The following is a 12,744-nucleotide window of genomic DNA, read 5'->3' as shown; positions in this document are numbered from 1 at the left end:
GGGCAAAATTACGCATAATCCTTTATTTAACGTGCCACTTTACAAAACAATAGCAGTTTCTCAACAGACCACGGTTTACATCTGGAAGGTGACCGAGAGTCTTAACAATCTTATGCACGACATCAAGTTGAGGGAACACTGCCAGGATCGTATGGCGCGTATGAAGTCTGAAATTCATAAAAGAGGATTTGCGAGTATCAGGCATCTTTTGGCGAAAGCCGGATACACAGATCACGATCTTTATTACGATGAGGTAGGGAAACCACATTTAAGAGACGGTAAATTTATCTCCATAACACACTCGCACAATTTTACCGGTATCATCGTGAGTGATGATAAAAAAGTAGGTATCGATATTGAGATGCAACGCGATAAGATTTTGCGCATTGCGAGCAAATTCACGCCTATTAAAGAATATCGCACGCTTGCTAATGATGAGGCTGTGATGAGAAAACTTACGATCGTTTGGGGAGCAAAAGAGTCTTTATACAAGATCTATGGCACGCAAGGTGTAAGTTTCTTGCAGCATATCAACGTGACCGATTTTGATATGGACGAGACGGCTACCACGGCAAAGATCAATTATCATGGCAAGGAGAGTTGGTATGACGTCAATTTCCTAGAATTTGAGGGATTTACCTGCGTTTACGCGCTAGAAAATGAGTAATCTTTTGAAAGTAAAATCGCAACGTTCTCAACACGTTTTCTCGCAAATGCTTAAGGCTATTGAGGCGGGTAAAAAGCTTTTTGCGATTCTCATAGATCCAGAAGATTTTGATTTGGCTGCAGCCAAAGAAACCCTCACACGTTTACCTGATTTTACCACACATATTTTTGTGGGCGGGAGTACCGCTTGCGCAAAAAGTACACAGGCAACCGTACAAGCGATAAAAAAATATACAGAATTACCAGTTTTGCTATTTCCGGGGGATCATGAGCAGATCACTGCTGAAGCTGATGCGTTGCTCTTCTTGTCATTGATCTCTGGCGATAACCCTGAATATCTAATTCATCAGCAAGTTAAAGCGGTAGAGAAATTAAAAGATCTCGATCTTGAAATTATACCTACGGGTTATGTGCTGATAGATGGTGGTAATGAAACCGCTGTTCAGCGCGTGAGTAAAACCTTGCCCATAGCTCAAGATGAGATCGCTAGAATTGTAAATACAGCGCTAGCGGGAGAATACACCGGCAAAAAGATGATCTATCTTGAAGCCGGCAGCGGAGCGAAATTTGCTGTAAATACATCGATCGTAAAAGCCGTGAAAGCTGAAGTTTCAATCCCGGTAATCGTAGGCGGCGGAATAAGAAACCGTAAGCAAATCAAGGAGATTTATAATGCAGGTGCAGATCTTATCGTGGTAGGAACTGCTTTTGAAAATGATCAATTTTCTGGTTAGAACTGTATATGGATGCATTTATAGATTTTTTCTTCACGCAGTATTCAGAGTATGAAACAATAGATATTGTCTTAGAAATTCTGGGGTCTATTTTCGGTTTGCTCTCTGTTTATTATTCTATGAAAAATAATGTACTTGTATTTCCTACTGGGATCATCAGTACGTCTATTTACGTTTACATTCTGCTAAAATGGGGTTTACTGGGCGATACGCTTATTAATTTTTATTATACCATTATGTCCATTTACGGTTGGTGGATCTGGACACGCAAAGTAGACAGCGATCACGTGACGCCCATCACAGCAACCACTTCAAGAGAACATATATATTCTGTGCTAATATTTTTCGCGACAGCGATAGGTGTATTTGCGATCTATGAATATTTTGACAAATGGCAAAGTTGGGTGAGTTACGTAGATATCCTTACCACTGCCATATTTTTTGTAGGGATGTGGCTCATGGCCAAAAGAAAACTAGAGAACTGGATTTACTGGATCATAGGAGATATTATTACGGTTCCGTTATATTTTCACAAAGGCCTAACATTTAGTAGTTTTCAGTATCTTATTTTTACCATCCTAGCAATCTACGGCTACAAGCATTGGAAGAACAACTTAAACAACAACCTGCTCGCTGCAAACGCATAGTCCTTTATGGACCAGAAAGCACAGGCAAAACCACTCTAGCACAAAAACTTGCAGAACATTATGACGCCCCATGGGTAGCAGAATTTGCAAGAGAATATCTACAAGAAAAATGGGATAAAGAGCAGAAGATTTGCGAGCCGCATGATCTGCTTCCTATCGCCGTGGGCCAGATGAAACTTGAGAATGATGCTGCTGCAAAAAGTGATGATTTTATTTTTTGCGACACGAACTTACTTACCACAAAAGTGTACAGTGAAGCATACTATAATGGGTGGTGTGATCCACTTCTAGAGAAGTTTGCACTTAAAAATCAGTATGATGTATATTTTTTGCTCTATATTGATACACCGTGGGAAGAAGATGATCTAAGAGACAGACCAGATCAAAGGGAAGAAATGTTTGCCGCATTTAAAAACGCGCTAGAAGAAAACAATAAACCATACATACTATTAGACGGAGATCTGGAAACTAGACTTCGCAAAGCAATTAACCACATAAATCAACTAAATTGAACTTTACTGACGCTGACATCAAAGAAATTACCGCTCATGGACTAACACCAGAACAGGTGGATGAGCAGGTAGACCTATTTATTAACGGAGTTCCCAATGTGGTCTTAGAAGATGCCGCAACTACTAAAAAAGGTATTTTAAAGCTAAACAAAGACCAGAAGGCACGATACATAAAACTATACAAAGACTACAAAGAAGAACTAGACGTGATAAAATTCACGCCGGCGTCTGGTGCAGCTTCTCGTATGTTTAAGAGTGTGTATCAATTTCTTGCAGATTATGATCCTAAAAAGGAGAAATTAAAAGATTATCTAAAGGGAAAAGACAGCAAATTCTTAGACAGATTCTTTGATAAGTACAAAGACTTCCCATTTTACAAGGAAGTTATGTCTCGCGTTAAAGAGAAGTACAGTAAAGAGCAGCTAGACGATAAAAGCTTTAAAAAATATGCTTTTGTAGAAACGATGATGGCGAGCGATGAGTTTGATTTTGGTAGCGATCCTAAGGGGCTTTTGCCATTTCACAACTATGATGGCACACTGGTTACAGCTTTTGAAGAACATCTTTATGAAGCTGCGGCTTATGCACAGCAGCATAAACATGCCAAGCTACATTTTACAGTTTCTCCAGAGCATAAAGAAGGTTTTGAGAAGCTTTTCAGCGAAATTGAATCAAGAGTATCAGAAGCCACCGGAACAAAATTTCATGTTTCGTATTCTTTTCAAAAGCCAGAAACAGATACCGTAGCGGTAACTGAAGATAATAAACTATATCGTAAGCCAGACGGAAAGTTACTTTTTAGACCTGGCGGCCACGGCGCGCTTATCAATAACCTCAACGATATTGATGCAGATATCATTTTCATTAAAAATATAGACAACGTACTCACACAAGACAATCTTGACTCACTGTCTAGAAATAAGAAAATGCTTGCCGGAATTTTGCTTGAACTTCAAGAGCAAGTTTTTGAATACGCAGAGCTTTTAAGTAAAGACAAGATCACGCCGGCACAGATAGAGAAACTTAAGATCTTCCTAGAGAACGGTTTCAGTTTAGGATTGCGAGAAGATTATGAAAGGCTTTCGCCAAAGGAGAAAAAAGAATATCTCTTTGATCTTATCAATAGACCTATTCGTGTTTGCGGTATGGTGAAGAATGAAGGAGAACCAGGCGGTGGACCTTTCTTTGTAAAAGATAAAAACGGCAAAGTAAGCCTGCAGATCATTGAAAGTGCTCAGGTAAACTTTGACGATAAACAACAAGGTGAGATATTTAAACAATCTACACACTTTAATCCGGTAGATGTTGTTGCTGGTGTAAGAGACTTTAAAAGAGATAAATTTGATCTTGAGAAATTTGTAAATCCTGATCTTGCCTTTATTGCGAGTAAAACGGATAACGGTACGCCTATTAAAGCGCTAGAGCTTCCAGGTTTATGGAATGGCGCAATGGCAAAATGGAATACCATTTTTGTAGAAGTTCCTGTAAAGACTTTTAACCCTGTTAAGACCATTAACGATTTGCTTAAACCTTCTCACCAGGCGTAGTGAACAAAGAGCAACTCATTGAAGAATGCAGCTTTTCTGCAGTGCGCAGTAGCGGTCCTGGAGGTCAGAATGTAAATAAGACAGCCACAAAAGTGGTGCTCACTTGGGATTTTGCAAACTCACAAGCGTTTAATGAAGATCAAAAAGAGCGCATTTGCGAAAAGCTAGCAAACAAGATCACAAAAGAAGAAGTTCTTATTTTAACTGATTCACAAAGTAGAAGTCAGCATAAGAATAAGCAGAATGTGATCGCAAGGTTTTTTACTTTGCTAGAGTATGCCATCCAGAAACCGAAGCCCAGAAAGAAAACAAAACCTTCTGCAGCGGCAAAAAGAAAACGGCTGGAGTCAAAAAAACGACAAGCAGAGAAAAAGGCGAATCGCAAGCCTCCTAAATTATAAGTTTGAAAATGTAAAAAGTGTGGATTTATTCCACACTTTTTTGTTTCATTCCACACTTCTACACAATTTCTACACTTTTGGCGAAAGCCACATAAAAATCATAAACAACTGTTTTAAAGTTAATTACTGGTAATTTAGTTAACCATTATTGTTCTGGTACGATTTTGCTACTTACTTAAGCGAGTGTTTAGAGAAACTAACACAATCAAAAAATTTGAATTAGTAAAATTAGAAACAATGAAAAAGTTAATAATGTCAGTAGCTGCTGCAACAGCACTACTATTCGCAACACAAACCGCATCTGCTCAAGAAAAAACTGAGGAAGTAGCGATGAATAAAACTGAAGTACAAGCACCTGTTCAAGATGGTTTTGAAGCTATAGAAGTTTCAGCATTACCAGAAACGGTTTTAGAAGCTGTAGCAGCTGATAAGGCTGGAACAAAGATCGCTGAAGCTGGTTTTAACGCAGACAAAGAGCTGTACAAATTAGAACTAACTGCTGAAGGTGTTGAGCCAGAAACGGCATATATCACAGCAGATGGTACATGGGTAAAGCCTAAGAAATAAGGCACTCATGAAAATGAATAAATCCATGATTTGATAGATTTTTCATATTGTAGTAGAGGTTAATAATGACTTCAGGTTATGGTGAGAAAGCCTGGCGCGACAAGCGTCAGGCTTTCTTGTTTTATTTTAAGATTTCTTTGTGCGTTAGAGCATATCACTATCTATAATTTTAACGTTTTTAAAAGCGCATGGCAAAAGTTTTACTCATAGAAGATGATGTTCCGTTTTGTAAAATGCTTGAGGCATTTTTAAAGCGTCAGGATTTTGAAGTGGCAACAGCATTCACCGCTGCAGCTGGTTTTGAGATCATTGATGATCAAGAGCTAGATCTGCTAATCACAGACGTGCGTTTGCCAGATCAAGATGGTTTAGAGATTTTGGCTTTCGCCAAAAAGAAAAATCCGCAGCTTCCCGTGATCCTAATGACCGGTTATGCCGAAGTTTCAATGGCCGTTGAAGCGATGAAAAAAGGTGCTTTTGATTATATCTCAAAACCCTTCAGGCCCAATGACGTTTTAGACAAGATCCAAGCTGCGATCAATACAGAGATCGCACAAGATCCGCTTCCGCGAAAGCGAGAAAAAGAATCAAAACCCACTGAAAAACAGGAGCAAATTCAACCGGAAACTTCTAATTCATTTTTAAAAGGATTGAGTGATGCCTCTGCAAAATTGAATCAATATGTAGATCTGGTTGCGCCTACAAATATGTCTGTTTTGATCATAGGCGATAGCGGCACGGGTAAGGAATATGTTGCAAAAAGCATTCATGAAAAAAGCAAGCGTGTAGGCAAACCTTTTATTCCTGTAGATTGTGGCGCGATCCCCAAGGAAATTGCAAGTAGCGAATTTTTTGGGCATAAAAAAGGTTCTTTTACTGGAGCGCTAGATGATAAAGTGGGGCATTTTGAAGAGGCAAATGGCGGTACACTTTTTCTGGATGAGATAGGCAATTTGAGCTACGAATTGCAAGTGCAATTGCTGCGTGCTTTGCAGGAACGCATGATCAAACCGGTGGGAAGTAGTAAAGAGATTCCTGTAGATATTCGTGTGATCGCAGCGACTAACGAAGATCTTGAGAAAGCTGCAAATGAGGGAGATTTTAGAGAAGATCTGTATCATAGATTAAACGAGTTTTCTATACAGGTGCCGCAGTTAAAGGATCGCGGCGATGATCTTATGTTGTTTGCTAATCTCTTTCTTAAAAATGCGAATGCTGAGCTGCAAAAGGAGGTTTTAGACTTTGACGACAAAGTGGTTGAGGTTTTTAAAAGTTACGCCTGGCCAGGTAATTTGCGCGAGATGAAAAACTTGATAAAACGACTGGTTTTATTGACCGAAGATTCAACGGTTGCTGCTGATATCTTACCAGAAAAAATGTTCGAAAATACGGCGCAATCCACTCAAGATGGCGGACTTTTTAATAGCGAGAATGAGAAGGAAATGATCATAAACGCTCTCGAAAAAACAAACGGAAACAAGAGCAAAGCCGCACGATTACTCAAGATCGATCGTAAAACGCTTTACAATAAATTAGATCTTTATGAGATCAATGCTTGATCTCTTGCTCAAGCTTAGGTAGTAATTCTTCAAACTTATTCTTGAGGATTTTAAACAGCGAATCCCAAACCACGCCAGAAGACTTTTCAAATTCTGGTTTTTCCATTTTGTCTAAAATGCTGATGATCTCTGAGGTTTGTAATTGTCGGCACATAGGCAGCATTTTGTGCGCTACGCGATTTACATTTTTAATGTCTCTTTTTGCGATCGCTTTTCTCAAATCTGCCAGATTGCTTTTTGAACTTTCAATAAATGCGGTGATAACAGGCGCTATACTTTCTGGGTCTTCGCCCAAAAATTGCTTTATCTCATTCAAAGAATATGCTTCGTTTGAATTTTCTGCATTTTGGTGAGCAATAGCTTTCTTTTCTATCTGAAGGATTTCTTCTAGAATTTCTTGTAGATCTTGCTGGTCGTAGGGTTTTTTCAAGCTTTTTAAGAATCCCAGATCTTTATAATCATCAACGCTCATTGCTTCATTCCCCGAAAGGGCAACAACAGGAATTTGCTTCTCAGATCGCTGAATTTCCTTTTGTAAACTCACGCCGTCCATAACAGGCATTTGGATGTCTGTAAGTACAAGATCAATGTTATTTTTTGTGATGATCTCTAGCGCTTGTTTGCCATTTTTAGCTTTTAGAAAATCAATATCTAGTTTGCTTAAGAATGCTCCTAGAAGCATCAATTGCGCTTCTTCATCATCAACGATAAGAACTTTTTTCTTTGCAAGAGTTATGCTTGTAACTTCTGACTTTTCTTGTTTTAAAGGTTTCGTTTCACTCGTCTTTTTTGCGGGGATTTTTAAGGTAAATGTGCTTCCTGTTCCCAGTTTACTTTCTAGCGAGATCTTGCCTTGAAGTAGTTTAGCCAACTTCTGTGAGATCGCAAGACCTAGTCCAAATCCGCCATATTTTTTCTCAATAGAATCTTCGGCCTGCGCAAATTCTTTAAAAATGAGATGTTGTTTTTCGCGAGCGATTCCCGTTCCTGTGTCTTCTACTGCAAATTGCAGAGTGTTATTCTCAGTTTTTACAGTGATTTTAATGTGACCTTCATCAGTGAATTTGTACGCATTTGTGATGAGATTTGTCAAGATTTGCTTGATGCGAAAAGGATCACTCAAGAAGTACGATTCAGCCTGCGTCTCGATCGCAGTTTTGATCGAAAGCTCAGGCTTAAGCTGCGAAGGAAGTGCTGTTGCAAGAACGTCTTCAATAAGATTTTCTGGATTAAAAGGTACATTCTCTATCTTGATATGTCCGGCTTCTAATTTTGAAAAATCTAAAAGATCATTCACAAGCGTGAGCATATACTCGCCAGATTTTTCTACGTTATTCAGGTATTTTTTTTGCGTGTCATTAACGCTGGTTTTTTGAAGCAAATCTGTAAAACCCATCAGCGTGTGCAATGGCGATCGCATGTCATGCGTAATGGTTGTCATTAACTGCTCTCTGCTTTTTAGCAAAGATTGAGCGCGTTTATTACTTTTTTCAAGACTTTGATTATACCGCTGACTTTTTGAAACGTCTCTAAATATCAAGATTACAAAACCTAGCATTAGCGCTAAGCACAAAATCCCAGCGATGCGCAGGGCATCTGAGATATCATCTAGTTGGGCGGTGAGTTCTTTTTGGCGCTCAGCCAGACCTTGATTGTTTTCGCGCTCTAGCGTACTAAGCAATTCTCGTATTTTTATGTTTATCGTGCGATCGTTGCTTAATAATTGATTTTCTTGAGCGATGATATTTTTCTCAAGTTTACGTTTACGCTCTTCGATTTTTGCAAGTGTTTCGCGCACGGTTTGCGCCATAGTGCCTAGATCTTGCGTTGACGCATTATCATCACGAATATAGTTAAGCCAATCTACGATCACCTTTTTTGTATACGGATCTACAGAGTCTAACCGCGGATCATTCTCATAATCCTCAAAGTAAATATCCTCTTTAGAGAGTTCGTTAATCGCCTCGTCATAATAGCTGCGAGAGTTTTGCTCCTGCCGCAGATCTACCATCGCCTGGATGTTTTGCGTTTTGTTTTTAAGCAAGATCTCAATGCTGTCTATCTGCACAACTTGCTCATTTTTATTAGTAATTGCGCCCAGCGAATCTAGCTCTCGGCTTATGTTGCCTATTGCGATTTTATACGCTTTAAATTGTTGTTGAGAGCCTGTTGCCATTGCAGTTCGGCCTATGGTCTCGGCTTCATAGAGGTAGCTTAAAGCATTACTTGTGAAGGTTAATTTCTTATTGGTAACACGTTCTTCTTTGCGTGGTTTCAAGAAATTTTTGATCTCTGGATAGATAAAATAAAACGCACCGATCACTAGCCCGACGATAAGTAAATATCCCAGTAAAACTTTAAATGTGATGGATCTTTTTGTGTTGCGCATCGCTTTATTTGCCTTCCGGCTAAAATTACTCTAATACAACGCCGTAGTGTTTTAAAGCTTTGCTAAAACAGGTTTTTGTTTGAGGTATTTTGGCTTTAAGCCAAAAGAAAAATCACTTTATGAAATGGAAATAAAACTAAAATTTTACATTTGCCGCCTAATCTCAAAGGGGTGTCCGGAAGTAAAATTCTAGACTGAGATCATACCCATTGAACCTGGGCGGGTAATGCTGCCAAGGGACGGTAATACAGGCTGCCTATCACAGGTATGCCATTTTTTAATCAAATTTTAATCAAGAATAACTGCCCCTTTTATTCGTAAAACTTTTACGAATGAAACTTTTATTCACAACAGTGGCGGCCCTGCTAGCTGGCGGCCTCTACGCGCAGCAAACACCTGCGCAAGACAGTACAGATGTAGAAAAACTAGACGAAGTACTGGTAAAATCTGTGCGAGTTAATGCACAATCTCCCATCACATTTAGCAATGTTGAAAAAGAAGAGATCGAGGAGCGCAATCTGGGTCAGGATCTTCCTGTGCTTTTAAATTATTTGCCTAACCTGGTTTCAACATCTGATGCGGGTGCTGGTATAGGTTACACCGGTTTTAGAGTGCGAGGTACCGGTAATCAAGGGATCAATGTTACGATAAACGGGATCCCGTATAACGATGCTGAAAGTCTGGGGACTTTCTTTGTGAACCTTCAGGATTTTAGTTCATCTATCCAAAGTTTGCAGTTGCAACGCGGTGTTGGGACGAGTTCTAATGGTGGCGCAGCTTTTGGCGCAAGCCTTAATATTCTTACAGATGCGGTAGATGATAACGCTTACGCGGAAGTAGGTGCGTCTGTGGGGTCGTTTAATACCCGAAGAGCCAATGTGAAATTTGGCACGGGATTGCTTAATAATCACTTTAGTTTTTCAGGAAGGTTATCTACCATAAAATCTGACGGATTTATAGATCGCTCAGCGTCTGATCTTAAATCTTACTTCTTGCAAGGGTCGTATAAAGATGAAACGACGTTGATCAAGTTGATCAGTTTTGGCGGTAAAGAGATCACGCAACAAGCGTGGAATGGTATTGATCCACAAACGCTGGAGCAGGAGGGAAGACGTTACAATCCTATAGGTTTTCAATATGATGCTGATGGTAATTTTACTGGTTATTATGGCGATCAGGTGGATAATTACGCACAAGATCACATACAGTTGCACTGGAATCAAAGATACGGTGGTGGCTGGTCTACTAATGTGAGTTTAAACTACACGTACGGCCGCGGATTCTTTGAAGAGTATGTAGATGATTACTACTATTCAAACATTTTATACAGCGGTGATTCTTCTTTTGATTTTATAGGTTGGCAGCCGTATATGGTAAATGGCGAACTTGTAGAATCTACAGATTTGATACGTCGTCGCTGGCTAGATAATGATTATTACACGGCAAGTGCAAATTTGAATTACAAAGACGAAAAGCTAGATTTTAATGCGGGAGTTTTTGGAAGTATTTACGGTGGTGATCACTTTGGCGAGATTACTTGGGCGCGCTATTTTGATCAAGATGCAGAAAAAGGATATCGTTATTATCAAGGAACTGGTGATAAAAATGAATTCACAACTTTTGCAAAAGCGACTTACAGACTTGACGAGCAGTGGAGCTTTTTTGGAGATCTTCAAGGAAGATTCATTACTTACAAAACTGACGGTATAAATAGCGATGTAGAAGAATTTATAGTTGATGAAAGCTATTCATTCTTTAACCCTAAGGCTGGTTTAACGTACAGCATAGATGATCAGAATGATCTGTATGCATCGTATGCAAGAGCAAATCGTGAGCCTAACCGCACAGATTTTGAAAACGGAGATCCAGAGCCAGAACGTCTTAACGATTTTGAGTTAGGGTATCGTTTTAATTCGCCACAAGCGCGTTTTTATGCAAACGCTTATTACATGGATTATCGCAATCAATTAGTGCTTACGGGAGCGATTGACGACGTAGGAGCGCCTATTCGTGCAAATAGCGGTAACAGTTATCGTCTAGGGATCGAGCTTGAGGCTGGTTTACAATTAAGCCGTATGCTTGCGATCTATCCTAATGTGTCTTTAAGTACAAATAAGAATAAGGATTTCTTCTTTCAGCGTGATGGAGAATTGCAAAACCTAGGAAGTACAAACATCTCGTATTCGCCAAATATCGTTGCAGGTAACCGCTTCGATTTTATGCCTTTTGAGAACTTCCGCGTAAGCTTATTGAGTAAATATGTTGGCGAGCAGTACTTAGGTAATATTGATGCCGATCTTTCAAAGTTAGAGGCATATTTTGTGAATGATATCAATATTCAGTATACGTTAAATGATGTGGCTTTCGCCAAATCTATTACCATCACTGCGCTGATAAATAATATTTTAAATGAGAAGTATATCTCAAACGGTTATTTCTACACCTTTGATGATGATTATAGTGTGCCGGGAGAGATCACAACTATTGAAGGCGTGGGGTATTATCCACAAGCAACGACTAACTTTTTAGTAGGTGCGACAGTAAGATTTTAGGGGGATTTTGGCTTTAAGCCAAAAAATCAATTGCAAAGGTCCTGAGTGATCAGGGCCTTTTTTAGTTTGAAATAGTGATAATATTACCGCTCACCGACGTTCTGTAAGCAAGCAATGGATATTGAAGATCTTCTTCTACGACCAATCCTGTGTAAAGATTATAAGTGTGATCTTCACAAGGGCAAGTAACTTCTATACCATTAAGTTCCATCGTAGAGCAATTAGAAGGTGCGTGATTAGGGTCGCTGGCTTCCCAAGCTAAAATACCAGAACCGGTGTTTACCACAAAAGCTCCGCGTATGCCTACACTGTTTACATAAACGGCATTACCAGGAAATTGCAAATTGCTGTATTTCGGCAAATTTGTGTTTATGCTTGCGCTAAATCCTATCGCAGGCAAAAACGGGTTTCCTATTCTTGCATCGTCAGATGAACATGAAAATAAACAGATTGCAATAGCAGTGATAAAAAGCTTTTTCATCATGGTACTTAGGGAGTTTCAGATTGTGAATTTATAACAATTAAAGCGGGATAATTATAAAATTCGTATATTAGCATTATGAAATCCCGTTAAAAAATGGGATTTTTTGTGTTTATACCACAGCGCCTTATTTTTCATTAAGGCGAGCAAAAATCACAAAGTCAAAACGAATTTACTAAGCACCTAATTGTGCTATAAAAATATTGAAGTTATGAGCAAAGTATCTTACTACACGGCAGAAGGATTAAAGAAATTGAAAGACGAGCTCAATCATCTTAAAGATGTAGAACGTCCTAGAGCATCGCAAGCTATCGCAGATGCAAGAGATAAGGGAGACCTTAGTGAAAATGCAGAATATGATGCTGCAAAAGAAGCTCAAGGAATGCTTGAGATGCGTATTTCTAAATTAGAAGAAACCGTTGCAAATGCTCGTATCATAGACGAGAGTCAATTAGATACTAGCAAAGTGCTTGTGCATAGTACAGTAAAGATCAAAAATCAGACTAACGGTATGCAAATGACCTATAAGTTAGTTGCACAAAGTGAGGCTGATCTTAAATCTGGTAAGATCTCAGTAGACTCGCCTATTGGTAAAGGGTTACTTGGTAAACAAGTGGGTGATGTGGCAGAGATAAGCGTGCCAAACGGTACAATGAAATTTGATATTCTAGAGATCTCAAGAGATTAAT

General features: G+C 39.2%; 12 protein-coding genes. 10 read left to right on the top strand and 2 right to left on the bottom strand.

Annotation, left to right across the window (positions count from 1 at the left end; genetic code table 11):
* Positions 1-31: 31 nt before the first annotated feature.
* From ACZ5L8_RS12210 to ACZ5L8_RS12175, 8 genes are all read left to right on the top strand, one after another.
* Entirely contained in the window at positions 32-667 is a 636-nt protein-coding gene (locus ACZ5L8_RS12210; protein WP_464437886.1) for a 4'-phosphopantetheinyl transferase family protein, read from the top strand.
* On the top strand, positions 660-1,400 hold the full coding sequence (locus ACZ5L8_RS12205; RefSeq protein WP_464437883.1) for a phosphoglycerol geranylgeranyltransferase: 741 nt from the start codon (positions 660-662) through the stop codon (positions 1,398-1,400). The genes ACZ5L8_RS12210 and ACZ5L8_RS12205 overlap by 8 nt, the downstream gene beginning before the upstream one ends.
* 8 nt (positions 1,401-1,408) lie before the next feature.
* On the top strand, positions 1,409-2,047 hold the full coding sequence (gene pnuC, locus ACZ5L8_RS12200; RefSeq protein WP_464437880.1) for a nicotinamide riboside transporter PnuC: 639 nt from the start codon (positions 1,409-1,411) through the stop codon (positions 2,045-2,047).
* Positions 2,002-2,559, top strand: a complete 558-nt coding sequence (locus tag ACZ5L8_RS12195; protein ID WP_462600375.1) for an AAA family ATPase — start codon at positions 2,002-2,004, stop codon at positions 2,557-2,559. Before pnuC ends, ACZ5L8_RS12195 begins: the two co-directional genes overlap by 46 nt.
* Positions 2,556-4,106, top strand: coding sequence for a DUF4301 family protein (locus ACZ5L8_RS12190; RefSeq protein WP_464437877.1), 1,551 nt, complete (start codon positions 2,556-2,558; stop codon positions 4,104-4,106). The genes ACZ5L8_RS12195 and ACZ5L8_RS12190 overlap by 4 nt, the downstream gene beginning before the upstream one ends.
* Positions 4,106-4,507 carry an alternative ribosome rescue aminoacyl-tRNA hydrolase ArfB gene (gene arfB, locus ACZ5L8_RS12185; protein WP_464437874.1) on the top strand — a complete coding sequence of 134 codons (402 nt, stop codon included), beginning with the start codon at positions 4,106-4,108 and terminating at the stop codon, positions 4,505-4,507. Before ACZ5L8_RS12190 ends, arfB begins: the two co-directional genes overlap by 1 nt.
* A gap of 237 nt (positions 4,508-4,744) precedes the next feature.
* Positions 4,745-5,074 carry a hypothetical protein gene (locus ACZ5L8_RS12180; protein WP_464437871.1) on the top strand — a complete coding sequence of 110 codons (330 nt, stop codon included), beginning with the start codon at positions 4,745-4,747 and terminating at the stop codon, positions 5,072-5,074.
* A gap of 188 nt (positions 5,075-5,262) precedes the next feature.
* The gene (locus ACZ5L8_RS12175) at positions 5,263-6,633 is read left to right on the top strand and encodes a sigma-54-dependent transcriptional regulator (RefSeq protein WP_464437869.1); all 1,371 of its coding nucleotides are present in this window, start codon (positions 5,263-5,265) and stop codon (positions 6,631-6,633) included.
* Here the strand turns inward: ACZ5L8_RS12175 and ACZ5L8_RS12170 are convergent.
* Complete coding sequence (locus ACZ5L8_RS12170; RefSeq protein ID WP_464437867.1) at positions 6,623-9,022, bottom strand: hybrid sensor histidine kinase/response regulator; 2,400 nt, start codon at positions 9,020-9,022, stop codon at positions 6,623-6,625. The genes ACZ5L8_RS12175 and ACZ5L8_RS12170 overlap by 11 nt on opposite strands.
* Positions 9,023-9,354: 332 nt before the next feature.
* On the opposite strand from ACZ5L8_RS12170, the gene ACZ5L8_RS12165 reads away from it, so the two are divergent.
* Positions 9,355-11,574 (top strand): TonB-dependent receptor, encoded by a 2,220-nt coding sequence (locus tag ACZ5L8_RS12165; RefSeq protein ID WP_464437865.1) that lies wholly within the window; start codon positions 9,355-9,357, stop codon positions 11,572-11,574.
* Positions 11,575-11,635: 61 nt separating this feature from the next.
* Here ACZ5L8_RS12165 and ACZ5L8_RS12160 read toward each other — a convergent pair whose 3' ends face one another.
* Positions 11,636-12,058, bottom strand: coding sequence for a Rieske (2Fe-2S) protein (locus ACZ5L8_RS12160; RefSeq protein ID WP_464437863.1), 423 nt, complete (start codon positions 12,056-12,058; stop codon positions 11,636-11,638).
* A 208-nt stretch (positions 12,059-12,266) separates the two neighbouring features.
* Here ACZ5L8_RS12160 and greA point away from each other — a divergent pair, with 208 nt between their 5' ends.
* Positions 12,267-12,743, top strand: coding sequence for a transcription elongation factor GreA (gene greA, locus ACZ5L8_RS12155; RefSeq protein WP_462600383.1), 477 nt, complete (start codon positions 12,267-12,269; stop codon positions 12,741-12,743).
* Position 12,744 lies beyond the last annotated feature (1 nt).

This window comes from Leeuwenhoekiella obamensis, assembly GCF_055391795.1.
The sequence above is the reverse complement of the archived record's forward strand: the minus strand, read 5'-3'. Positions and strand labels throughout refer to the sequence as shown.